Below are 23,628 nucleotides of genomic sequence, written 5' to 3'. Positions count from 1 at the left end.
TGTGCGACCCGCAAGGAGAAGCCATGCGCCCCATGACCAGGGAAGAGGTGCGCGGCGCGCTCGTGAACCTGGACCCGGCTGCGAAGAAGATCCGCCTGCCGGCCCGGTTCGACGACGTCCGATGGCACCGGATCGACTACCTCGGCTGGAGAGACCTGCGCGCCCCGACCCTCGCCTACCTCGTCACCGAGGTCGACGGCAGCGCGCGGGGAGTGCTGCTGCGCCAGGCCCCGAACGACTCGGCGCGCGGTTCGCGCGCGGTGATGTGCGACCTGTGCCGGTTCGCCCGCCGCTTCAACGAGGTCTCGCTGTTCACCGCCCAACGCCCCTCACGTGACAAACGTGAACGCCTCGACGCGATCGGGCTCCTCCTGTGCACCGACCTCGACTGCGCGGTGAAGGTGCACGGCAAGCCGGTCCGCGAAGCCTTCGACCGTCCGGTCGACGAGATCATCGCCTCGCGCCGGGAAGGCTTGCGCTCACGCACGATCACCTTCGTCCGTTCGGTCGCTGAACCGCGGCAGGCCTCGATCGGCCTGACACCGACTAGGTCCCGTAGCGGCCGGCGAGCGTGACGGCGACGTCGCGCAGCGCGCTGCGCAGGGACTGCGGAGCCAGGGCCTCCGCATCCGTACCGAGACGCCACAGTGCCCATTCGGCGTGCCGGGCGTCCTGAAAGGTGACTTCCAGCCGCGGCCAGCCGTCCGTTTCGGGATCTTCCGCGCGGACGGCCAGCACGGTTCCCAGCAGTTCCTCCCGCCGCGCCGGATGCACCCGCACCAGCGCGGTGACGTGGTCGCCGCCGGCGAGGAATCGCGCGGAACGGTCCCGCCAGATCCGATCCAGGTCGACCCGGTTCGGCCGCTGGGCCGGTTCGGGCAGTTCCTCGGCGGCCAGCACCCGTGACAGCCGGTAGGTGCGGTCCGCGCCTGATCTGGTGGCCAGCAGGTAGCCCCGGTCCCGTACGGTCACCAGGCCGATCGGGTCCACCGTGCGCCACTGCGGCGCCCGGCCCGTGGCCGCGTAGTGGATGCGCAGCTTGCGGCCGGAGAGCACGGCCCGGCGGACCTCGACCATGGTGGTGCCCGGTACCTGGTCAACGACCGGCCGACGCGAGAGCAGGTCGGACTCCGGGTCGACGAGAAACCGCTGGGCCGCGTCGCTCGCGGCGGCCTGATGGCTTTCCGGCAGCGCGTCGACCACCTTCCGCATGGCAGAGGCGAGCGCTGGTCCGAGGCCGAACATCTGCTCCCCGCGTCCCGATCCGGCGGCCAGCAGGGCGAGGGTCTCGTCGTGGTTCAGCCCGGTGAGCTCGGTCCGGAAACCGGGCAGCAGGGCGAACCCGCCGTGCCTGCCGCGTTCGGCGTAGACCGGGACTCCGGCCGCGGACAGTGCCTCGATGTCGCGCAGCACGGTACGGGTGGACACCTCCAGCTCACGGGCCAGCGTGTCGGCGGTCAGCCGACCGCGCTGACGCAACAGCAGTACCAACGAGACCAATCGGTCGGCGCGCATACGGGAACGGTAGCGAAATACATGACCAAGGGTGTCGTCATTTGTTGGAAGGCTCCCCCCGTACGACGTCGAGGCCGGCGACCGCCGGGCCGACGGGCCTCCGTACTCCCATGAATCGAATGGAGCTCAAGTGGCACTGGAACGAACGGCCGTGAACCCGGTGACCTGGTCGGTGGAGCTGGGGTTCAACCAGGGTGAAGTCGTTTCCGGGCAGACCCGGACCCTGTACGTCTCGGGGCAGACCTCGATGAGCGACGACGGCAAGCCCCAGCACGACGGTGACATGGCGGCGCAGTTGACGCTGAGCATCGACAACCTGGAGGCCGTGCTGAGCGAGGCGGGCATGTCTCTCGCGAACCTCGTCCGCCTCAATGTCTATACGACCGACGTCGATCTGCTCCTCCGGCACTACGGCGCGCTGGCGGGGCGGCTCGGCGCGGCCGAAGTGGCGCCGGCCAGCACTCTGCTCGGGGTGACGCGACTGGCGGTCCCCGGCCAGCTGGTCGAGCTCGAGGGCACCGCCGTCGCATGACGCGGCCTCACCGCCCGCACGGTTTCCGTCGCCCGAACCGGCGGGAGCGTTACGGGCGGTGAGAACGGCAGGGTGGTGGGAGCGTTACGGGCGGTGAGAACGGCAGGGCGGTGATCCGATCTCCGGTGCTCTGCGTCGCGGACGCCGCGGGGCACCGCCCGGTCGCACCCGTCCGAGGCCGGACCCGCCTCCCGTGCCCCCCGTAATTGCCTTTCGCCCCCGCTCGGCAAGCACTAGCGTTCCGGGCGGCGAATGACTCGCCAGGAGTGATCCCACCAGGAGCGGAGAGACATGGTCGGTCGTCCGAGCGCGCGCTGACGTCACAGCCGGACCGGCCTGTCATCGCGTGCTGCCCTTGAGGTCGCGGCACAGCGAGCCCTTTTCCCGCCCGATGCCCGGGCACGCTTCCGTACACCGGGCCGCGGGTCTCGTGCCCGGCGACCCCAGAGGTTCCTGTGCGGCCCCTCTCCTCCCCCTCTCCTTCCTCCCCCACCCCTTCCTCCGGCGTACCGGATTCCGACCGGGCCGGCCCGTCCGGTCCCTGGCGGGACGCCGACTTCCGCAGGCTCTGGGCAGGTCAGACGGCCTCCCAGCTCGGCGAACACACGACGCTCGTCGTGCTGCCGCTCTTCGCCGTCCTGACGCTCGACGCGGGCGCGGGCCAGTTGGGCGCCCTCCGCGCCGTGGGGCAGGCGCCGATCCTGCTGCTCTCCCTCCTCGCGGGTGCCTGGGTGGACCGGTGGCTGGCTCGTACGGTGATGGTGCTCACCGACGCCGGCCGAGCCGTGGCCCTGGGGGCGGCGGCCGTGGCCGGTCTCCTCGGACTGCTCGGCCTGCCCGCGCTGTTCATGGTGGCGTTCACCGTCGGAGCCCTGTCGGTCCTCTTCGACGTGGCGTACCAGGCGTCCCTCGTACGGATGGTGCGGCGCGATCAACTCGTGCGGGGCAACAGTGCGTTGGAGGGCAGCCGGTCTGCGGCGCAGATCGGCGGCCCCGCGCTCGGCGGCGCGTTGGTGTCGCTGTTGTCGGCCCCGGCCGCCGCGGCCGCCGGCGCGCTGTTCTTCGTGGCTTCGTTCGGGTCCTTGCGGCGGATCCGCCGCCCCGAAGCCGTACCCGGGCGTCTGGCACCGGTACCGGAGCGCGCCTCCCCGGCCCGGCGCCGGATCGGGGAAGGCCTGCGCTTCGTCGCCAAAAACGCCTGGCTGCGGGCCGTGTGCCTCGCCTCTGCCGCCTTCCAGCTCTCCTTCGCGGCCACGATGACCGTCTACCTGCTCTTCCTCCCGCACGAACTTCGGCTGACGGGCGTCACCGTCGGCCTCGCCCTCGCGGCGACCGGTCCGGGCGCGCTCCTGGGCTCCGTCCTGGCCGCACGGCTGCCGGGCCGGTTCGGTCACGGTGCCGTGCTCGTGTCCGCGGCGGTGCTCGGCAACGGTGCGTTGCTGTGCGTACCGGCCCTGCACGGCTCCTCGATCGCGACGGTGCTCGCGCTCCTTGCCGTCAACTTCGTGTTCGGGACGTTCAGCCAGCTGGTGAACGTCACGGTCATGTCGGTGCGGCAGGCCGTCACACCGGACGGGATGCAGGGGCGCGCGGCCGCGACGATCACCTTCGCAGGGATGGGGTTCGCCCCGCTCGGCTCGCTGCTCGGCGGCCTCCTCGCCCAGGTGTGGGGTCTGCGCACCGGCCTCCTGGTGTCGGCCGGGGGCATGATGCTGTCGCCGGTCCTGATGGCCGTGTCCCCGCTCGCTCGCCTGGGACGGGTGCTTCCGGTCCCGCAGGCGTGCGGTGCTCCCGGCCGGGTCAGGCCGGGGCGTACCGCTGCAGGGTGATCCCGCTGCGGAACGCCCTCGATTCCAGGAGCCGCAGCCGGGGGACTTCGTAACCCTCGGGGAAGAGACGCCGGCCGCGGCCCTGGACGGCCGGGTAGACGAAGAGGCGGTACTCGTCGACCGATCCGGCCGCGATCAGCGCATGGGCCAGCATGATGCTGCCGGTGAGGACGATGTCCTTGCCGCCCTCCTCGGCCTTGAGCCGGCGGACCTCCTCGACGGGGTCGCCCGTCAGCACCGTGGAGTTCTGCCACCCGGGGTCGGTGAGCGTGCCGGAGACGACGTACTTGGGCACCTGATCGAGGTAGGCGGTGATGCCCGTGGAGTCATCGGTCTGCTGCGGCCAGTAGCCGCGGAAGTCCTCGAACGTCCGCCGTCCCAGGAGCAGCGCGTCGGCGCGGTCGTCCTGCCGATGGCTCTCCTCCAGGACGTCGCTCATGTCCACGCCCGCCTGCCCCTGGGGATCGAACCAGTCCGTGATCATCTCGATCGAGCCGTCGACGGTGATGTTCTGCGTGATCGCAAGGGTGCGCATGCCACTCTCTCTGCCGTGCACTGGAGGCTTACGCTGCGGCGCTGGACGCGCACGTTCTCCTTCTGGTGACTCCGTCGGGCCCGGGGAGTCATCGGTGAGCCGAGAACCGTCGGCGGCACGGACGCTCCGACACGGCGGTCAGGGGCCGGCCACCCGGAATTGGCCTTGGCCCGCCTCCGCCCCGGCGATCTACGGTCGTCGCATGAGGATTCGCATCGTCGACGCGTTCACCGACCGCCCCTTCTCCGGAAACCCCGCCGGCGTACTCCTGCTGGACAGCGGTACGTTCCCGGCCGACGCACGTCTGCAAGAGATCGCCGCCGAGGTCAACCTCTCCGAGACGGCCTTCGCCCACCCGCTGCCGCCGGGCGGCACGGCCGACTGGGCGCTGCGCTGGTTCACTCCGGCCACCGAGGTGGACATGTGCGGGCACGCGACGCTCGCCACCGCCCACGTCCTGCACACCACGGGTCTGGCCACGGGCCCGGTGCGCTTCGCCGCGCGCTGCGGGATCCTGACCGCGACCGCCCGGCAGGACGGCGCCCTCACCCTCGACTTCCCCACCTCCCCGCTGACCGAGGAGCCGGTGCCGTACGGCCTCGCCGACGCCCTCGGGGCGGACCCCGTCTCGGTGCACGACACCGGCGAGCACATCGGCGATCTGCTCATCGAGCTCCGCGACGAGGCGGCCGTACGGGCGCTCGCCCCGGACTTCGCCGCGCTGGCGGCCCACTCCCGGCGCGGAGTGATCGCCACCGCCGCCGCCGAGGACCCCGCCCGGGGATACGACTACGTCTCGCGCGGCTTCTTCCCGGGCGTCGGCATCGACGAGGACCCGGTCACCGGCAGCGCCCACACCGCGCTGGCCCCCTTCTGGTCGGCCCGCCTCGGCCGCGACGACCTCACCGGTCTCCAGGCGTCCGCCCGCTCGGGGCTGGTCCGCACCGCGTTGCGCGGCGAGCGCACCCTGCTGACCGGCACGGCGGTCACGGTGATCGACGGCGAACTGCTCACCACGCTCTGACGGCCGTCGGGGTGCGCCGACACTTCCGGCGCACCCCTTCACCGCCCTGACGGCCCAGCCCTCACCGCCCTGACGGCACCGTCCTCACGGCGTCGGCAGCCAGTCGACCCGGCCGGCAAGCAGGGCGTATCCGACGAACGCCCCGATGTCCAGGAGTGCGTGCGCGACGACCAGCGGGCCCACCCGGCCCCAGCGTCGGTACAGCAGCACGAACACGACGCCCATCACCACGTTGCCGATGAAGCCGCCGATCCCCTGATACAGGTGGTACGACCCGCGCAGCACGGAGCTGGCCACCAGCGCGGCCATCGGCGTCCAGCCCAGCTGTCCGAGTCTGCGCAGCAGGTAGCCGACGACGATGACCTCCTCCACCACGGAGTTCTGGATCGCCGAGAGGATCAGTACGGGGAACTTCCACCAGACCTCGGGCAGGGACTCGGGAACGACCGTCAGGTTGAATCCGGTGGCGCGGGCCACCAGGTAGAAGGCGAGGCCGGCGCTGCCGATGCCGGCCGCGACGAGGGTTCCGCGGCCGAGGTCGAACCAGGGTTTCGTCACGTCGAATCCGATGGCCCGCAGCCCCGCTCCTTCCCGGATCAGCAGGTGCGCGACCAGCGCGACCGGCACCAGAGCCGTGGCGATCCCGAACATTTGCCATGACAGATCAAGCCATGGGCGGTCCGGAGCGTACGAGCCGTTGAGCGTCGCCGCCTGATCCTTCAAACCCCCCGGTTTCGTCAGGGATCCGACAAAACTGATAAGGGAGGACACCGCGCTGGCGCCCAGCGAGAGCGCCAGGACCAGCAGCACCTCGGACCGCGAGATCCTTCGCGACACGGCCTCTCGGGGAAAAGAATCAGCCACTCGCCCGGCCTCCACCTGTACACCTGCCTTGTGTTCCGCAATCACGTCTCATCCCATCGACCGCCGCACCAGGGTCTCGAATAGAGGTACGAAGATCATGCGCGACAGGCCGGGGGACGACCACCCTCGCTGATGGTGCGGTCCCCTTTTCCTTGTTTCGTCCTCAACGAGGGGCGCCACCGGCATGGGAGCTTGCCCGACAGCCACGCGGCGGAAGGGCACCGGGGCCAGCGGCGCCGGCTTCCCGGGGGTCTCAGGGCGCCGGGAAACCCACCGGCCAGGTGTGGACCGGCTCCCCCGCGTGCATCAGCTCGGCATAGCGGCGAGTGGTGGCCGCGAGCGCCGCGTCCCGACCCAGCCCGGCGCCCAGGGCCCGGCGGTACGTGGCCACCTGCCAGGAGGCCCCGTTGACGCGCCGCTTGCAGCGCTCCTCGATCACCCCGAGGTAGCGGTCCCGGTCGGCGGGTTCGATGTGCCAGGCGTCCAGCCCCGCGGCGGCCAGCGGCAGCAGTTCCTCCAGCACCAGCTGTACGGCGGGGATCCTCGCCGGCCCGCCGGAGCGGCCCGACCGCGGCCAGAGCAGTTCGGCCTCGATGCCGTGCCGACAGGCCTCGGTGAAATTCTCCTCGGCGGCCTCGAACGGCAGCCTGCTCCACACCGGCCGGGACTCCTCGGCGAGCGCCCGTACGAGCCCGTAGTAGAAGGCGGCGTTGGCGATCACATCGGTGACCGTCGGCCCGGCGGGCAGCACCCGGTTCTCCACCCGCAGATGGGGGACGCCGTCGGCGATCCCGTACACCGGACGGTTCCAGCGGTAGACGGTGCCGTTGTGCAGCACCAGCTCGGCCAGCTCGGGCACCCCGCCCTCGTCCAGCACCTTCAGGGGGGCCTCGTCGGCGCAGATCGGCAGCAGCGGCGGGAAGTAGCGCAGGTTCTCCTCGAAGAGCTCGTGGGCGGAGCCGATCCACCGCTCCCCGAACCAGGTCCTGGGACGCACTCCCTGGTTGGCGAGCTCCGGCGGCCGCACGTCGGTGGCCTGCTGGAACAGGGGCGGCCGGGACTCCCGCCACAGCTCCTTGCCGAAGAGGAAGGGAGAGTTGGCGCCCAGCGCGATCTGGACGCCGGTGATCGCCTGGGCGGCGTTCCACACGTCGGCGAACCGGGCGGGCGTCACCTGGAGGTGCAGCTGTACCGAGGTGCAGGCCGATTCGGGGGCAATGGAGGGCGAGGTGCAGACCAATCGCTCGACGCCTTCGATATCCAGGAGGAAATCCTCCCCCCGGGCGGCCGCCATTTGATCGTTGAGCAGGGTGTAACGGTCCACGTCCGAAAGATTGGCGGACACCACGTCATGCTCGCCCAGGGTGGGCAGGATTCCGATCATCACGATGCCCGCGTCCACCTCCCCCGCCTTGCGGTGCGCATAGGCGAGGCCGGTCCGCAACTCCTCCGCGAGCTGATCGAAAACCCGGCCGCCGAGTCGGTGCGGGACGATATTCACTTCGAGATTGAACATCCCCAGTTCGGTCTGGAAATCCCGGCTCGCGATGCGCTGGAGCACTTGCTGATTCATCATCCGGGGCATGCCGTCGGAACCCGCGAGATTCAGCTCTATCTCCAGCCCCATCAGGTTCCGTGGACGGTCGAACCTCCGCTCCGCCAGGAGTCTGCCCAGCCCCTCCAGGCACTGGTTGAGCTTGGCGCGGTACGCCTGTCGATCGGACAGGTCAAAGGCTTCCGCCACGACCTTCTCCCCCATCGAGGGGTCCCTCCTCCAGTGGGCGGCCCGCGGCCCAGGCCGCTCGCGTCACGATCGATAATGCCCAGCGGGAGTGATCCGTAACGCCCCCACGGGCCTCCGATACCCGATAGTCTGATGGAAGGAGACCGGGGGCACATTCCGGAGGCATGTGGTTCCCCATATTTTCGGCCGGGGTATGCGCGGTGAAAACACCGACGAGTTCCAGCCGACCGCTCCACCGGAAGAACGCCAGGTCGAGGCCGCCGGCAGCAGTTCAAATCACCAGGAATACCACAATTCGAAGGCCGGATGACGCCTTGCGCGACATACCTCCGACCGCTAGTGGAAACACTGTGTGAACACGCGTCATATAAACTCCGCTCAACGAGGCAGAGAGTTGATGCGACTCGCCCGTCACCGGCCGTCTCCGGCCCTCATGCCGACAGCGCTGTCTGCACCCGCCCAAGCGCCACCGTGTCTCCGAAGTGAGAGGCGACCCACTATGCCGCTGCATGTTCCCCCAGCTCCCGCGCCCGCGCTGCGCAGTGTTCTCGCGGCCCTCGGTTCTCCCACCGCCGTCCGCGAGGCCCGAACATCCGCTCTCCGGTCCGTCCAGGGACCGCTGAGCCCCGAACTACCGCTTCCCGTGCATGTGCTGGACCGGATCGCGCCCACCAGGACAGCACCTCTGACACGCCTCGCGGCCTGGCGTTTCCTGATCCGGAGCGAGGGCCGCGCGGTCGCCGCGGCGGACACCGTGCTCACACCCGACGGCTGGGCCTTCTCACACTTCTTCGAGGGGCCCTACCTCGCCTCGACCGAGCTGGCCCTCCGGCAGGCGGAGGGGTCGTCCACCGCCTGCCAGGCCCGGCTGCTGTCCATCCCGGAGCTGTACATGCTCACCCTCTGGCTGCACGGCGACACCGAGGCCGATCCTGCGGGCGGGATGCTCGCGCCGACGGACGTCCTGGTGCCCCTGGCGCCGGCCCCGCCGGGCATCGCCGCCCACCGCCCGCACCGGGTCGCCGATCTGCTGCCCGTCATCTCGCTGCGCGTGGCCCCCGGCCCGCTCCTCAGGTCTGCCTGACCGGCGCCACCCCGGCACAGCGCCCCCGTAGCGACCCCACCCTGCCCCGCCCGAACACCGGGCGGGGCAGGGGTCACTGCGGGGGCGCTGTGCTGCCCACCAAGGACTAGCCCCATCCGGCCACCCCGAACCACCCAAAGGGACAGTGCGGTTGCGGTGAACCGTCCACGCGGGTGATGCGTCATGAGAGGAGTACGGGTGCTGCGACCAAATCCCTGCGGAATCTTCCCCGTAGGGCAACACTGGGACCGGACCGACTGATACGGGGGCGGCCATGAACATCTCATCCAGCCGCAGGACACTCGACTCGACGCAGCGAAAGAACCCATCCATGTGCCAGCACCAGCCACCCTGCCCCACCGCCGATTCACCCGACCGGGAGGCCGCCCGCCTGACGGCCCACCACCCCGAACAGGGGTGGAGCCTCTTGTGCAACGGCGTCCTGCTCTTCGAGGACACCGGCGAACTGCTGCCCGACGGACAGATCATCGCCCCGCACCGGACCCTGGCAACCGGCCGCGCGGTGAAGGCCGCCTGAGGACGGGCCGACGAACAGGGGCCGGCCCGGAGAGATCTCCGCACCGGCCCCGACGCATGTCCGGCGTGCACCGCTCACGGCGCACGCCGTACCGCAGCCTGACTCAGTCGTCGTACGCGTCCAGCGGGGGGCAGGAGCAGACCAGGTTCCGGTCGCCGAAGGCGCCGTCGATGCGCCGCACCGGCGGCCAGTACTTGTCCGCGGCGGACACTCCGGCCGGGAAGACGGCCTCCTCGCGGCTGTAACCGTGGTCCCAGTCGCCACCGAGCGCGGCCGCGGTGTGCGGGGCGTTGCTCAGCGGGTTGTCGTCCTGGCTCCACTCCCCCGAGGCGACCTTCTCGATCTCGGCCCGGATCGCGATCATGGTGTCGCAGAACCGGTCGAGCTCCGCGAGGTTCTCGCTCTCGGTCGGCTCGATCATCAACGTGCCGGCCACCGGGAACGACATGGTGGGCGAGTGGAAGCCGTAGTCGATCAGACGCTTGGCCACGTCGTCGATGGAGACGCCGGTCGCCTTGGAGATCGGGCGCAGGTCCACGATGCACTCGTGCGCGACCAGACCGGCCGGACCGTTGTACAGGATCGGGAAGTGCGGCTCCAGCCGCTTGGCGATGTAGTTCGCGGCCAGCACGGCGACCTGCGTGGCCCGCTTGAGCCCCTCGCCGCCCATCAGACGGACGTACGCCCACGAGATCGGCAGAATGCCCGCCGAACCCCACGGGGCGGCCGAGATCGGGCCCACACCGGTCTCCGGGCCCGCGGCGGGCTGGAGGGGGTGGTTGGGGAGGTACGGGGCGAGGTGCGCGCGGACACCGACCGGGCCGACGCCGGGGCCGCCGCCGCCGTGCGGGATGCAGAAGGTCTTGTGCAGGTTCAGGTGCGAGACGTCGCCGCCGAACTTGCCGGGCTTGGCGAGCCCGACCAGCGCGTTGAGGTTGGCGCCGTCGACGTAGACCTGACCGCCCGCGTCGTGCACCTCGCCGCAGATCTCGGCGACGTGCTCCTCGAACACTCCGTGCGTGGACGGGTAGGTGATCATGAGCACGGCCAGCTCGTCGCGGTGCTGCTCGATCTTGGCGCGCAGGTCCGCGATGTCGACCTCGCCGTCGTCGGCGGTCTTCACCACGACGACCTTCATGCCGGCCATGACGGCGCTGGCGGCGTTGGTGCCGTGCGCGGAGGAAGGGATGAGGCAGACGGTGCGCTGGTCGTCCCCGTTGGCCCGGTGGTACGCGCGAACGGCCAGCAGACCCGCGAACTCGCCCTGGGAGCCGGCGTTGGGCTGGATGGACACCGCGTCGTAGCCGGTGACCTCGGCGAGGCGCTCCTCCAGCTCACGGATGAGGGAGAGGAAGCCCTGCGCCTGGTCCGCGGGGGCGAACGGGTGCAGCGCGCCGAACTCGGGCCAGGTGATCGACTCCATCTCGGCGGTCGCGTTCAGCTTCATGGTGCAGGAGCCGAGCGGGATCATGCCGCGGTCCAGCGCGTAGTCGCGGTCGGCGAGCTTACGGAGGTAGCGCAGCATCGCGGTCTCGGAGCGGTGCTGGTGGAAGACCGGGTGGGTCAGGATGTCGTCGGAGCGCAGCAGCCCCTCGGGCAGCGCGTCGGCGACCGTCGCGTCCAGCGCCTCGATGTCGCCCTCGGCGCCGAAGGCGGCCCAGACGGCGGAGATCTGCGCGCGGGTGGTGGTCTCGTCGCAGGCGATGGAGACCTGGTCCGCGTCGACGAGGCGGAGGTTGACCCCGCGCTCCCGGGCGTCCGCGACAACGGCCGCGGCCCTGCCGGGGACGCGCACGGTCAGGGTGTCGAAGAACGCGCCGTGCACGACGTCGACACCGGCACTCCGCAGGCCGTCGGCCAGGATCGCGGCGAAGCGGTGGGTGCGCCGGGCGATCGTCCGCAGCCCGTCGGGGCCGTGGTAGACCGCGTACATCCCGGCCATGACGGCGAGCAGGACCTGCGCGGTACAGATGTTGCTGGTGGCCTTCTCGCGGCGGATGTGCTGCTCGCGGGTCTGGAGGGCCAGGCGGTAGGCCTTGTTGCCGTCGGCGTCGACGGAGACGCCGACGAGGCGGCCGGGCAGGGAGCGGGCGAACTTCTCGCGGACCGCCATGAAGCCGGCGTGCGGACCGCCGAAGCCCATCGGGACGCCGAAGCGCTGGGTCGTGCCGACCGCGATGTCGGCGCCGAGCGCCCCGGGCGAGGTGAGCAGCGTGAGGGCCAGCAGGTCGGCGGCGACGGTGACGATCGCGCCGAGCTCGTGGGCCTGCTCGATGACGGGCTCGACGGCGCGCACGGCACCGGAAGCGCCCGGGTACTGGAGCAGGACGCCGAAGACGCCGCGCTCGGCGATCTCGGTGGGGATGCCGTCGCTCAGGTCCGCGACGACGACCTCGACGCCGGTGGGCTCGGCGCGGGTCTCGATCACCGCGACGGTCTGCGGCAGGGTGTCGGCGTCGACCAGGAAGACGCCCTTCTTGACCTTGCCGACGCGCCGGGCGAGGGCCATCGCCTCGGCGGCCGCGGTGCCCTCGTCGAGCAGCGAGGCGCCGGAGGTGGGCAGCCCGGTCAGCTCGGCGACCATCGTCTGGAAGTTGAGGAGGGCCTCCAGGCGGCCCTGCGAGATCTCCGGCTGGTACGGCGTGTAGGCCGTGTACCAGGCGGGGTTCTCCATGACGTTGCGCAGGATGACGGGCGGCGTGAAGGTGCCGTAGTAGCCGAGGCCGATCATCGGGGCCAGCACCTCGTTGCGGTCGGCCAGCGACCGCAGCTCGGCCAGGACCTCCGCCTCGGTGCGCGCCGAGGGAAGGTTCAGTGCCTCCGCGCTCTTGATCACGTCGGGCACCGCGGCGGCGGTGAGCTCGTCGAGGGAGCCGTAGCCGACCTGGGCGAGCATCTTCGCCTGGGCTCCGGCGTCGGGCCCTATGTGACGCTGCTCGAACGGAATGCCCTGCTCCAGCTGGGAGAGCGAAGTGCGACGGGGGGTCATGGTGGAGGCCTCCTGGTCTGTCACGACCTGCGAGGGGCACCACGGCGCGGGTGCCCGTACGGCCTCCCCCTCTGTCATCTCAACCTGAGAGCTTCACCGGCGCGCCCGGGGCGTGCCGACTTTCACCGTCGGTGAGGGTCGAGTCCGCCTGGGCCTGCGCCCGCACGGAATCGCCCTGCTTTCCAGAGTGACCTCGTCCGTGCGGTACGGGGGCCTGAGAGATTCCGGGGAGGAGTTGCTCCTTCGGCGCCTCCGGATTCTGCACCGGAGGACTCTCCCGCACGGGGTCAGCAGCCACTGTCAGCCTACCAGCGGCCCCCGCGCCGGAGTTCTCGAGTGGCCGACGCCACGGATCTGCACTTGTGTGGTGCTGGTGGAGCGACAGCGTCCACCCTGAGCAGCTGCGACCAGTGGGAGGCACTGTGCAGACCGATATCGATCCGCGCCGCCTGATCGGCCGCAAGGCATTCGATCGCCAGGGCGCCAAGATCGGAACGGTGGATGAGGTCTATCTCGACGACGCGACGGGGGTGCCCGAATGGGCGGCCGTCCGCACCGGCCTGTTCAGCAGGGACGCCTTCGTCCCCCTGGAACCCAGCGAATTCGTCGAGGACGCGCTGCGCGTCCCGTTCGACCGCGCGTTGATCAAGGGCGCGCCGGACTTCGGGGTCGGCCGGCATCTCTCGCCCGAGCAGGAACTGCAGCTCTACCGCCATTACGGGCTGGACTCCCCGCCCCCGGCGGAGTCGGCGCCCGACCGGGACTTCGGCAGGCTGGCGGGCCAGGAGGAGTAGTCGGCCGCTTCACGGACGAGCGGCAGCGGGTCGGCGGGCCGCAGCAGCGGATCGTCGACGCGGAACGTCAGCACCCGGCCGGGTGCGCTCCACGGTTCCTCGAACCGGACGGTGACCCGGCCCACGCCGCTCCCCTGCACCCAGCCGTGCCCGTGCTCCTCGTGGTGCACGTCGTGCCCGGCGGGCCAGCGCCGCGCGGCGAGCAGCTCCGCGCCCTCCGGCTCGGGCTCGGCCGCCACGTTCTCCTCGTCGCCCTCCACCGGCGCCCGGTGCCCCTCCTGGGCCCGCTGAGCGAGCTCCCGGGCGTCGGCGGCCTGGGCGAACAGGTCCTCCTGGGTGTAGTCGGCCAGCCCCGTCACACCGACCCCCAGCAGCCGTACGCCCCCCGTGGTGTCGACGGACTCCAGCAGCCGCCCCGCCGCCTCACGGACCACTGTGGGGTCGTCCGTGGGGCCTCTGAGCGTCTCGGAGCGGGTCAGGGTGGAGAAGTCGTAGCGGCGCACCTTCAGCACCACCGTGCGGCCCGACCGGTCGGCGGCGCGCAGCCGCTCCACGCACCGGACGGCCAGCCGCTCCACCTCGGCCCGCACCCGCACCCGGTCGTGCAGGTCCACGTCGAAGGTGTCCTCCACCGATACGGACTTGGCGTCCCGCTCGGCGACCACCGGCCGGTCGTCGCGCCCCAGCGCCATCCGGTAGAGCCCGTGGCCGTGGGCCTTGCCGACCAGCCGTACGAGCTCCGCCTCGCCCGCCTCGGCCAGATCGTGGACGGTGGTCATCCCGGCGCGTCTGAGGTGGTCGCCGGTGGCCGGCCCTACCCCCGGCAGGATGCGCACGGACATGGGGGCGAGCAGCTCGCGCTCGGTGCCCGGCTCGATGAGCAGCAGCCCGTCGGGCTTGGCCTCCTCGGAAGCGATCTTGGCGAGCATCTTGGAACCGGCCAGCCCGACGGATCCACTGAGGCCGGTCACCGCGCGGATCGCCGTCCGCAACCCCTCACCCGTCGCACGGGCCGACGCCGCGTCATCGGCCGTCCCACCGGCCTCCAGGTCCACGAAGGCCTCGTCCAGGCTGAGCGGCTCCACCAGGGGCGACAGCCGCCCCAGGAGCTCCATCACCTGGTCGCTCACCGTCCGGTACAGCGAGAAGCGGGGCACCAGGTAGGCGGCGTTCGGCGCGAGCCGCCGGGCCTGTGCGGTGGGCATCGCCGAGTGCACGCCCAGGCGCCGGGCCTCGTACGAGGCGGTGGCGACCACTCCGCGCGGTCCGAGGCCACCCACCACGACCGCCTTGCCGCGCAGGCTCGGCTTGGCCGCCTGCTCCGCCGACGCGTAGAAGGCGTCCATGTCCAGGTGAAGGATGGTGGGCGCGGGTCTCACACCGTCGATGCTGCCCTACGGCACTGACAACGGGACGGTCCGGCACCCCGTGGGTGCCGGACCGTCCCGTCGTTCTCTTCGCGCTGCCCGCCCCGCTGCGCTTCCGGGGTGCTCAGACGGCGCGGTTGCGGCGCCGCGCCAGCTCGTCGGCGGGGTTGTGGCCGACGAGCGTCTCGCCGGTGTCGACCCGTTCGCCGTGCAGCTGCGAGAGCGCCACGTCCACGTCCCGCCAGACGACGCCGACGGCGATCCCGAAGACACCCTGGCCGCCCTGGAGCAGACTGACGACCTCGTCGGGCGAGGAGCACTCGTAGACCGTGGCTCCGTCGCTCATCAGCGTCATGCGCTCAAGATCCTGGAAACCACGGGCCCGCAGGTGCTGGACCGTGGTGCGGATGTTCTGCAGAGCGACCCCAGTGTCCAGGAAGCGCTTGACGATCTTGAGGAGAACCACGTCCCGGAAACTGTAGAGACGCTGGGTCCCCGACCCGTAGGCCGGGCGCACACTGGGCTCGACCAGCCCCGTACGGGCCCAGTAGTCCAACTGGCGGTAGGTGATTCCCGCCGCCGCGCACGCCGTCGGTCCGCGATAGCCGATGTCGCCGGCATCGCTCGCCGCTGCCACGCCGCCCGCTGCCACCGCTGCCGGTTGAACCGGCTGCCTGATGGCGTGGTCGGCTCCACTGCCGTGCTGCGGATACGGCCCACCCGCCGCCGTACCGTCGCCGCTGCTTCTCACGCCGACCTCCGTCCTTGACCTGCCCACTCGAAGGTAGGCAGTCACTCGGGGTGCGTCAACGATCGCCACACTCGGCACGCCGAGTGATAATCACCCTGAGGGTGGTTTCCCGTGTCTCGTTTCCGGGAAAGGCTTGTCGGATGCGCTGACAGCACCCCTGCGGGACGGTCACTGACTGTTCGTACCGAAGTCCTCCGGAGAGATCTGATCGAGGAACTCGCGGAACTTCTCCACCTCGTCCTCCTGCTCGTCGGGGATCGCGATACCCGCATCGTCCAGCACGCCGTCACTGCCGTAGATCGGCGTGCCGGTCCGCAGAGCGAGCGCTATGGCGTCGGAGGGCCGGGCGCTCACCTCGACTCCGCTGGCGAAGACGAGCTCCGCATAGAAGACCCCTTCGCGGAGGTCCGTGATGCGGACCTCGGTGAGCTCCTGGCCCAAGGCCTCGAGCACATCCTTGAACAGGTCATGGGTCAGCGGCCTGGCGGGAGCCATGCCCTGCTGGGCGAAGGCAATCGCGGTCGCCTCCCCAGGACCGATCCAAATGGGGAGGTACCGGTCGCCTCCCACTTCACGCAGGAGAACGATCGGTTGGTTGGAGGGCATTTCCACCCGGACACCGACAACGTCGAGCTCGTTCACACAGCAACCCTAGGACGTGCTCGCCATGTTTGGGTAGTCGGGCTCCGCCGAGGTCAGTGCAGACGGCTGCGCAGAGCGCTCTGCACGAGGGCGGCGTGCAGCCGTACGGACAGCTCGGCGAGCTCGTTCGCGGTGGTCTCGGCATGGGCTCTGGTCTGCGGATTACGGTGCCGGCGCAAGGGCGCGACCAGCTGCTCCACCAGCCCCGCCTCCCGGTCGGCGGAGGCCCGCATGGCCCGAAGATGACGCGGCTCCAGGCCGAAACGCCCCAGGTCCGCCACCAGCTTGGCAACCGTCACCATCTCGGCGTCGTAGCCGCCCTCGGGGGCGGGCACGATCAGCCCGTAGGACTCCCACTCGGCCAGCCGGTCCTCGTCGACCTCGGCCGCCGCGAGCAGCTCGGCCCGTCCGACCCGGGCGGCGGTCGCCGTCCCGGGGCCGGTCTCCCACACCCCGTCGGCCAGGTCCCGCCGCTCGCCGGGCGAGGGCAGCACGGGCTGCTCCCCCCTGGCCAGGGCGTCCAGGTGCTCCCGGATGACCTTCAGCGGCAGGTAGTGGTCCCGCTGCATGCGGAGCACCTGGGCCAGGCGCTCCACATCACGCGGGGCGAACTTCCGGTATCCGGAAGGAGTGCGCTGCGGCTCGACGAGCCCCTCGGCCTCCAGGAACCGGATCTTGGAGATGGTGACTTCGGGAAACTCGTCGCGCAGCTGGATGAGCACCGTACCGATGCTCATCGGGCGCGCTTCCGCGGTGGCGGTGCCGTGTCCGGCACCGCCTGTCGGTGTTCGCAGCATGGGCCTTCCTCGGGGTCCCCCCGGACGGAGTCCGGGGGCTGGTCACACGCCCCGCGGGCTCGCATAGAAGACCAGGCGGTACTTTCCGATCTGGACTTCGTCGCCGTTGGACAGCTGGACCGAATCGATGCGCTCACGGTTGACGTAGGTGCCGTTGAGGCTGCCGACATCACCCACGGTGAAGCTACCGTCCGGGCTCCTGCGGAACTCCACATGACGCCGCGACACGGTCACGTCATCGAGAAAGATGTCGCTCTGCGGGTGACGGCCGGCCGTGGTCAGGTCACTGTCGAGCAGGAAGCGGCTCCCGGAGTTCGGGCCCCTCCGCACGACCAGCAGCGCCGAGCCCCCGGGCAGCGCGTCGACCGCGGCCTGGGCCTCCGGGGAGAGCGAGGGCAGAGCGGTCTGACCCGTCGCCTCCGCCTCGTACGCCTCCAGGCCGGAGATGGAGATGGTGGACGTCGTCTCCGAGGGACGCTCGGGAACACCGCCCCGCAGCGGCGCGCCGCAGTTGGAACAGAACCTGCTGGCCTCCGCGTTGCGGTGACCGCACCTCGTACAGACCGGCATCGACGAGCCCTCCGGGGTGAACCCTCCACCCGTACTCGAGGCTGATGGTGCGCCGAAACCTATGCGTCCGGCACCGGCAGGGTCAACAGACGACACGCCGTCACCCCCCGGGGCGCCGGACACCTCGTCGCGGAAGAGCGGACGCTCCGCCTCCTGCTCCTCGCCCTGACCGTGGCGCGGCGCGCGGTGGCGGGCAGCACTGTTGCTGTCCTCGCGTGCACTCTTCCCGAACAACTTCGCAAACAACTTCACGGGCGATTCCCCTTGACCGACATAGACCCGCCCGTGGGGCAGGACGAACCCTGATTGAACACACCTGCCGACCCGGACATCTTCACAACGTCCGTATCCACCCGACAGTTTCCACCACGCACCACCAATCCGGTGCGCCGACCCCCCGCAACCGTCCGACCCGCTGCACCGGCCCCCACGCTCGCCCGGCTCACGGGGATGACGACCGAGCGTAGTCAGGCCGCTGCGCCGGTCGCAAGGCATCGACGACGATGTCGTCGGACCGCTCCACGAGCACGGTGGCCTGCTCCTTCTCCAGCGTCTGGACCACACCGCCGGGAATGTTGAGGGCGGGCTCCAGATCCTGCGGTTTGCCGATCACCGTGAACTCGTACGGCGCCTCGATCTTCTCCCCGTCCACCTGGACGTTTCCGGCATCACCGGAGAAATAGGTGTTGGCCACCACCCGCACCCCGTTGACCTGGATCGCCTCGGCCCCCGCCGCTCGCAGTTCCTGAATGGCGTCGAGCAGCATGTCGGGCGCGACCGCCCCCGAGGGGTCGGTGATCGTCAGCGTGATGCCGGGGCCCTGCGCCGCCGCGGTGCCCGCGAGGATGCCGAGCTGGCGCTCCTTCTCCAGGGTCTGCTTCCGGGCCTCCTCGGCCTGGTCGGAGCTGTTCTCCAGCTCGGTGCGCTGATCGTCCAGACGCTGCTTCTCGTCCTCCAGACGCTGGGTCCGGTCGTCGACCTCGTCCAGGATGCGGACCAGGTCCTCCTGCCGGGCTCCGCGCAGCGCGCTGTCGTCGCTGGTGGACCGCACCTGGATGGCGAGCCCCAGCCCGAGCCCGAACAGCAGCAACGCGACGATCAGTTGGGCCCGGCTCAACCGCGGCGGCCACAGGCCCGCCTTGAGCCTCTGCCGACCGGACACCTCCGTGGCGGGCGGCGGCGCGGGAGGGTCGGGGACGGCGGCGGACGCGCCGCTCTCGGACTGCTCGCTGCGGGGATTCTCGTCGTTGTTCATCGGCCTCAAGCCCGGAAAACGTGCCGGCGGATCGCGGCGGCGTTGGAGAAGATCCGAATGCCCAGCACGACCACCACACCGGTGGAGAGCTGAGCGCCGACACCCAGTTTGTCGCCGAGGAAGACGATCAGCGCGGCCACCACGACGTTCGAGAGGAAGGAGACCACAAAGACCTTGTCGACGAAGATGCCGTCGAGCATGGCCCGCAGACCGCCGAAGACGGCGTCGAGCGCGGCGACCACCGCGATCGGCAGATAGGGCTCGACCACCGCCGGCACCTCGGGCCGGACCAACAGTCCGACCACGACTCCCACGACGAGGCCCAGTACGGCGATCACGATGTGCCCTTCCCTGTGTCTGCCGCACCACTGCCGGCGGCCTTCGGCTCTGCTGTACGGACGATCAGGCTCGGCGCGGCCGGAAGCCGCACCTTCGCCTGATCGGAGATGCTGGTGCGGATGTCGAAGCTCTCCTTGAGCGCCTGAAGGTACTGGCCGTCGGCGGTGTCCTGGAAGGCGGTCGCGAGCTTCTTGCCGTCCCCCACCGCGAGCACCGTGTACGGCGGTACGAGCGGTCTGTTGTCGACCAGTATGGCGTCGCCGGCGGCCCGGATCGCCGACAGGGCCGTCAGCCTCTGCCCGTTGATGGCGATCGCCTCGGCCCCGGATTCCCACAGGCCGTTGACGACCCGCTGCATGTCCCGGTCGCGCAGCCGCCCGGTGTCGGCGAAGCCCGTCGACTCGCGCGGACCGCCGCCGCCCTGGTCGGTGTCCTTCGCGTCGTCGACGACCAGTTTCACGCCGGGGCCCTCGACCGGCGTCGCTCCGGCCAACAGCGCCACCAGCTGCCCCTGGTCCCCACCGTGCTGCTCAAGTGCCTTGCGCTGACGTTCGCTCACATCGCGGCGGAGGGCGTCGACTTCGGACTCCAACGTGTCCGCTGCCTCTGTCTCCGCGTCGATGCGGTCGATCAGCTCCTCGCGCTCCTTGGCGACGACCGGCGCGGAGATCCGCGCCTCGGCGGCGCCGAGGGTGACCACCAGGGCGGCCACCACCAGTCCGGCGGCCAGGCCGAGCTTCGACTTGAGCGTTCGGGGCAGGCCGGCGCTCCCGTCGGCCCTGCGCCGTGCGGAGGCCTCCGCGTACCCGTCGTCGAGGCTGTGGTCCATCACGTTGTTCAGCAGCGACATGGAGGCGTCGGGGCGTGCGGGCGGCGGGGCGGTGCTCCGATCGGGGGACTGCTGCGACATGCCGCACATCGTCGCACGTCATCGCGGCTGCCGCCGAATGGCCCCACCGGTGCGCCGCGACCCCCTGCCCGGGGCGTCGCGGCGCACCGCAAGCGCGTCACTCCCCGGCGCTGTCCACCACCGCGGCCCACTCGTCGAGCAGTGCCTGCGCCGAGGCGTCGTCCGGGCCTTCGGCCCACAGATGGGTGACGGCCTCCGCCCGGTCGGGAAGGACCATGATCCACCGCCCGTCCGCCTCGACCACACGGACCCCGTCCGTGGTGTCCACGCTGCGGTCACCGGCCGCTTCGACGACCCGGCGCATGACGAGCCCCTTGACGGCCCACGGGGTCGCCAGGTCGCGGCGCAGAACATGCGCCCGGGGAATCCGGGCATCGATCTGGCTCAGCGTGAGCTGGGTGCGCGCGACGAGCCCGATGAGCCGGACGAAGGCGGCGCTTCCGTCGAACACGCTGCTGAATTCGGGAACGATGAACCCGCCGCGCCCGTCTCCTCCGAAGATGGTGTCCTCTTCACGGCCCACCCGGGTCAGATCGTCGGGCGAGGTGGTCGTCCACTCCACCTGGGTGCCGTGGTAGGCCGCCACCTGCTCGGCGACGCGCGTGGTCGTCACGGGCAGGGCGACACGACCGCTGCGCCGCTCGGCGGCGACGAGATCCAGGAGGACCAGTAGCGCCCTGTCGTCCTCGATGATCCGGCCCAGTTCATCGACGAGGGAGAGCCTCTCGCCCACCGGGTCGAACCGCACGCCGAAGGCCGCCCGTGCGGAGGACACGATCTCCCCGAGCCGCACGAGACCGGCCCGCCGGGTCTCGACGGACTCGGTGGGCCGCGCCTCGTCGAGTCCGGGGTTGATCGTCAGCGCGTCCACGCCGAGCCGCCCGAGCAGGCTGGGCAGGACGAGCCCGGCGCTGCCGTTGGAGGCGTCGACGACGACCTTGAGTCCGGAGTCCGCGATGCCTGTGACGTCGACGTTCCGCAGGAGGGACCCGGTGTACGAGTCGAACACGCTGGACGGGAAGTGCAGGTCCCCGATCTCGCCGGGGAAGGCCCTGCGGTACTCCTGGCGCGCGTAGACCCGGTCGAGCTTGCGCTGCTGCGCCTGCGAGAGGTCCGCGCCCCGCTCGTCGATGAACATGATGTCCACCGAGTCGGGCACCCCGGGCGACGTACGGATCATGATGCCGCCGGCGCTGCCCCGGGCGGTCTGCTGGCGCGCCACGGGCAGGGGGACGTTCTCCAGGTCCCGGACGTCGATGGCGCTGGCCTGGAGGGCCGAGATGACGGCTCGCTTGAGGGCGCGGGCGCCTCGGGAGTGGTCACGTGCGGTCGTGACCGTCGAGCCCTTCTTGAGGGTCGTGGCGTAGGCGCCGGCCAGCCGTACGGCGAGTTCGGGGGTGATCTCGACGTTCAGGATACCGGAGACCCCGCGCGCCCCGAAGAGATGCGCCTGCCCTCGGGACTCCCAGATCACCGAGGTGTTGACGAACGCGCCGGCCTCGATCGTCTTGAACGGGTACACCCGGACGTTGCCCTGGATGATCGACTCCTCGCCGACCAGGCATTCGTCCCCGATGACGGCGCCGTCCTCGATCCGGGCCGCGCGCATGATGTCGGTGTTCTTGCCGACCACGCAGCCCCGGAGGTTGCTGTGCTGTCCGATGTAGACGTTGTCGTGCACCACGGCCCTGTGGAGGAAGGCGCCCGTCTTGACGACGACGTTCGACCCCACGACCGTGTGTTCGCGGATCTCGACGTCCGCCTCGACCTTGGCGTAGTCGCCGATGTACAGCGGTCCGCGCAGCACGGCGTCGGGGTGGACCTCAGCCCCTTCGGCGACCCACACGCCGGGTGAGATCTCGAAGCCGTCGAGCTCCACGTCGACCTTGCGCTCCAGGACGTCCGCCTGGGCCTTCACATAGCTTTCGTGGGTGCCTACGTCTTCCCAGTAGCCCTCGGCGATATAGCCGTAGATGGGCTTGCCCTCCTTCATCAGCTGAGGGAAGACGTCACCGGACCAGTCGACCGAGGTGTCGGCCTGGACGTAGTCGAACACCTCGGGCTCCATGACGTAGATGCCCGTGTTCACGGTGTCCGAGAAGACCTGTCCCCAGGTCGGCTTCTCCAGGAACCGTTCGACCTGACCGTTCTCGTCCACGATGGTGATCCCGAATTCCAGGGGATTGGGAACCCTGGTCAGGCAGACCGTGACGAGTCCGCCCTTTTCCTTGTGGAACGCGATGAGGTCGGTGAGGTCGAAGTCGGTGAGCGCGTCACCGGAAATGACGAGGAACGTGTCATCCTTCAACGCCTCTTCCGCGTTCTTCACGCTGCCTGCGGTGCCGAGTGGCTTCTCCTCGTTGGCGTAGGTGAGCTCCATCCCGAGCTCTTCGCCGTCCCCGAAGTAATTCTTGACGAGGGAGGCGAGGAACTGGACGGTCACTACGGTTTCACTGAGCCCATGCCGCTTGAGCAGCCGCAGGACGTGCTCCATGATCGGCCTGTTGGCCACGGGGAGGAGCGGCTTGGGCATGCTCGAGGTCATGGGGCGAAGGCGTGTGCCTTCGCCGCCAGCCATCACGACGGCCTTCATGTCGGAAACGTCCTCCTAAAAGAGACGACGGTCAGCCGAGTTCGCCCGTCGGGGCATCATTCACACCATCTGCCGCGGGCCGGCCACACTGCGCGACACCGCATCAACGAGCTCAATCGGCTACTGCGTCCGCCTTCACGATCCGGCGGACCTGAACCACATAGAGGATTCCTGCCCACCAGTAGAGCGTTGTACCCCATCCTGCGAACGCCCATCCGAAGACAGCTGCCAGTGTGGCCAGCCAACCACTCCCGTCGCTGAGCAGCAACAAGGGGAACGCGTACATCAGGTTGAAGGTTGCAGCTTTCCCGAGGAAGTTGACCTGCGGAGGCGGATACCCGTGGCGTCGCAGGATGGCCACCATCACCAGGAGCATCAGTTCCCGGGCGAGAAGCGCCGCGGTGACCCAGAGGGGCAGGATCTCACGCCAGGTGAGGCCTACAAGGGTGGAAAGGATGTAGAGACGGTCAGCCGCCGGGTCCAGGAGCCGGCCGAGGCTGCTGATCTGGTTCCACTTGCGGGCCAGCTTCCCGTCGAGGTAGTCGCTGATGCCGCTGAGCATCAGCACCAGGAGCGCCCAGTTGTCGCTGTTGGGCCCTCCGAACACGGGGCGAAGAATCAGCCACAGGAAGAGCGGTACCCCGACAAGGCGAGCCATGCTGAGGATGTTGGGGATGGTGAGGACCCTGTCCGTCTGGACCCGAGTCTCCTGGACCTCCACCCGGGGGCCTCCTGTGAAGAATGTGCCAATGATGCCCCCTGACCCTACCCTCAGCTTCCCCCGTCCGGTGCACGGGGGTGGAGGTCGAACAAGGCACACCCAAGGTCCTGGAACGCAGAAAAGCCCCGTGCCACAAGGCACGGGGCTTTCCCGGAAAAATTGTTCGGCGGCGTCCTACTCTCCCACAGGGTCCCCCCTGCAGTACCATCGGCGCTGAAAGGCTTAGCTTCCGGGT

At 70.2% G+C, this 23,628-nt stretch carries 22 protein-coding genes, 1 rRNA gene and 1 riboswitch; of the genes, 7 read left to right on the top strand and 16 right to left on the bottom strand.

From position 1 onward, the window contains the following. Window positions 1–23 precede the first annotated feature (23 nt). Window positions 24–575: an FBP domain-containing protein gene (locus AB0F29_RS35160; RefSeq protein WP_361881085.1), complete on the top strand. Its 552-nt coding sequence runs from the start codon at window positions 24–26 to the stop codon at window positions 573–575. Here AB0F29_RS35160 and AB0F29_RS35155 read toward each other — a convergent pair. Continuing rightward, on the bottom strand, window positions 547–1,515 hold the full coding sequence (locus tag AB0F29_RS35155; RefSeq protein WP_361881082.1) for a WYL domain-containing protein: 969 nt from the start codon (window positions 1,513–1,515) through the stop codon (window positions 547–549). The two genes, AB0F29_RS35160 and AB0F29_RS35155, sit on opposite strands and share 29 nt — an antisense overlap. A gap of 136 nt (window positions 1,516–1,651) precedes the next feature. On the opposite strand from AB0F29_RS35155, the gene AB0F29_RS35150 reads away from it, so the two are divergent. Then, window positions 1,652–2,047 (top strand): RidA family protein, encoded by a 396-nt coding sequence (locus tag AB0F29_RS35150; protein ID WP_361881284.1) that lies wholly within the window; start codon window positions 1,652–1,654, stop codon window positions 2,045–2,047. A gap of 455 nt (window positions 2,048–2,502) precedes the next feature. Continuing rightward, window positions 2,503–3,876, top strand: coding sequence for an MFS transporter (locus AB0F29_RS35145; protein WP_361881079.1), 1,374 nt, complete (start codon window positions 2,503–2,505; stop codon window positions 3,874–3,876). Here the strand turns inward: AB0F29_RS35145 and AB0F29_RS35140 are convergent. Further along, window positions 3,848–4,411 (bottom strand): dihydrofolate reductase family protein, encoded by a 564-nt coding sequence (locus AB0F29_RS35140; protein ID WP_361881077.1) that lies wholly within the window; start codon window positions 4,409–4,411, stop codon window positions 3,848–3,850. The genes AB0F29_RS35145 and AB0F29_RS35140 overlap by 29 nt on opposite strands. 202 nt (window positions 4,412–4,613) lie before the next feature. Here AB0F29_RS35140 and AB0F29_RS35135 point away from each other — a divergent pair, with 202 nt between their 5' ends. Further along, a complete protein-coding gene (locus AB0F29_RS35135) occupies window positions 4,614–5,435 on the top strand; it encodes a PhzF family phenazine biosynthesis protein (protein WP_361881074.1) in 822 nt (273 codons plus the stop codon). A gap of 84 nt (window positions 5,436–5,519) precedes the next feature. Here AB0F29_RS35135 and AB0F29_RS35130 read toward each other — a convergent pair whose 3' ends face one another. Both AB0F29_RS35130 and AB0F29_RS35125 read right to left on the bottom strand, forming a co-directional pair. After that, the gene (locus AB0F29_RS35130) at window positions 5,520–6,299 is read right to left on the bottom strand and encodes a CPBP family intramembrane glutamic endopeptidase (RefSeq protein ID WP_361881071.1); all 780 of its coding nucleotides are present in this window, start codon (window positions 6,297–6,299) and stop codon (window positions 5,520–5,522) included. Window positions 6,300–6,552: 253 nt separating this feature from the next. Then, window positions 6,553–8,058, bottom strand: a complete 1,506-nt coding sequence (locus AB0F29_RS35125; RefSeq protein ID WP_361881068.1) for a glutamate--cysteine ligase — start codon at window positions 8,056–8,058, stop codon at window positions 6,553–6,555. A gap of 484 nt (window positions 8,059–8,542) precedes the next feature. On the opposite strand from AB0F29_RS35125, the gene AB0F29_RS35120 reads away from it, so the two are divergent. Both AB0F29_RS35120 and AB0F29_RS35115 read left to right on the top strand, forming a co-directional pair. Then, window positions 8,543–9,127, top strand: coding sequence for a hypothetical protein (locus AB0F29_RS35120; protein ID WP_361881065.1), 585 nt, complete (start codon window positions 8,543–8,545; stop codon window positions 9,125–9,127). 331 nt (window positions 9,128–9,458) lie between these two features. Further along, on the top strand, window positions 9,459–9,665 hold the full coding sequence (locus tag AB0F29_RS35115) for a DUF5999 family protein (RefSeq protein WP_361881281.1): 207 nt from the start codon (window positions 9,459–9,461) through the stop codon (window positions 9,663–9,665). Window positions 9,666–9,768: 103 nt separating this feature from the next. Here the strand turns inward: AB0F29_RS35115 and gcvP are convergent, their stop codons facing one another. Next, window positions 9,769–12,654 carry an aminomethyl-transferring glycine dehydrogenase gene (gcvP, locus tag AB0F29_RS35110; RefSeq protein ID WP_361881061.1) on the bottom strand — a complete coding sequence of 962 codons (2,886 nt, stop codon included), beginning with the start codon at window positions 12,652–12,654 and terminating at the stop codon, window positions 9,769–9,771. Between the two features lie 192 nt (window positions 12,655–12,846). Continuing rightward, window positions 12,847–12,944, bottom strand: a riboswitch (glycine riboswitch). Window positions 12,945–13,076: 132 nt separating this feature from the next. Here gcvP and AB0F29_RS35105 point away from each other — a divergent pair. Next, on the top strand, window positions 13,077–13,448 hold the full coding sequence (locus tag AB0F29_RS35105; RefSeq protein ID WP_361881058.1) for a PRC-barrel domain-containing protein: 372 nt from the start codon (window positions 13,077–13,079) through the stop codon (window positions 13,446–13,448). Here the strand turns inward: AB0F29_RS35105 and AB0F29_RS35100 are convergent. From AB0F29_RS35100 to rrf, 11 genes are all read right to left on the bottom strand, one after another. After that, window positions 13,370–14,827: a DNA polymerase IV gene (locus AB0F29_RS35100; RefSeq protein WP_361881055.1), complete on the bottom strand. Its 1,458-nt coding sequence runs from the start codon at window positions 14,825–14,827 to the stop codon at window positions 13,370–13,372. The two genes, AB0F29_RS35105 and AB0F29_RS35100, sit on opposite strands and share 79 nt — an antisense overlap. Before the next feature lie 112 nt (window positions 14,828–14,939). Then, window positions 14,940–15,566: a MerR family transcriptional regulator gene (locus AB0F29_RS35095; protein WP_361881053.1), complete on the bottom strand. Its 627-nt coding sequence runs from the start codon at window positions 15,564–15,566 to the stop codon at window positions 14,940–14,942. A 168-nt stretch (window positions 15,567–15,734) separates the two neighbouring features. Next, the gene (locus tag AB0F29_RS35090) at window positions 15,735–16,208 is read right to left on the bottom strand and encodes a bifunctional nuclease family protein (RefSeq protein ID WP_003970463.1); all 474 of its coding nucleotides are present in this window, start codon (window positions 16,206–16,208) and stop codon (window positions 15,735–15,737) included. A 53-nt stretch (window positions 16,209–16,261) separates the two neighbouring features. Continuing rightward, window positions 16,262–17,005, bottom strand: coding sequence for a MerR family transcriptional regulator (locus AB0F29_RS35085; protein ID WP_361881050.1), 744 nt, complete (start codon window positions 17,003–17,005; stop codon window positions 16,262–16,264). 42 nt (window positions 17,006–17,047) lie between these two features. Next, window positions 17,048–17,827, bottom strand: coding sequence for an FHA domain-containing protein (locus AB0F29_RS35080; protein WP_078625830.1), 780 nt, complete (start codon window positions 17,825–17,827; stop codon window positions 17,048–17,050). A 190-nt stretch (window positions 17,828–18,017) separates the two neighbouring features. After that, window positions 18,018–18,830 carry a DUF881 domain-containing protein gene (locus tag AB0F29_RS35075; RefSeq protein ID WP_361881047.1) on the bottom strand — a complete coding sequence of 271 codons (813 nt, stop codon included), beginning with the start codon at window positions 18,828–18,830 and terminating at the stop codon, window positions 18,018–18,020. A 5-nt stretch (window positions 18,831–18,835) separates the two neighbouring features. Further along, complete coding sequence (locus tag AB0F29_RS35070) at window positions 18,836–19,168, bottom strand: small basic family protein (protein ID WP_003970459.1); 333 nt, start codon at window positions 19,166–19,168, stop codon at window positions 18,836–18,838. After that, complete coding sequence (locus AB0F29_RS35065; protein ID WP_361881044.1) at window positions 19,165–20,079, bottom strand: DUF881 domain-containing protein; 915 nt, start codon at window positions 20,077–20,079, stop codon at window positions 19,165–19,167. The genes AB0F29_RS35070 and AB0F29_RS35065 overlap by 4 nt, the downstream gene beginning before the upstream one ends. Window positions 20,080–20,176: 97 nt before the next feature. Further along, complete coding sequence (locus tag AB0F29_RS35060) at window positions 20,177–22,672, bottom strand: mannose-1-phosphate guanyltransferase (RefSeq protein WP_361881041.1); 2,496 nt, start codon at window positions 22,670–22,672, stop codon at window positions 20,177–20,179. 112 nt (window positions 22,673–22,784) lie between these two features. Further along, complete coding sequence (locus tag AB0F29_RS35055) at window positions 22,785–23,393, bottom strand: CDP-alcohol phosphatidyltransferase family protein (protein WP_018957757.1); 609 nt, start codon at window positions 23,391–23,393, stop codon at window positions 22,785–22,787. 161 nt (window positions 23,394–23,554) lie between these two features. Continuing rightward, window positions 23,555–23,628 (bottom strand): 5S ribosomal RNA (rrf, locus tag AB0F29_RS35050); the annotation flags it as partial.

This window comes from Streptomyces sp. NPDC026589, assembly GCF_040638385.1.
Taxonomy (GTDB): domain Bacteria; phylum Actinomycetota; class Actinomycetes; order Streptomycetales; family Streptomycetaceae; genus Streptomyces.
Note: the sequence above shows the minus strand (reverse complement) of the source record. Positions and strands in the feature narration are given on the sequence as shown.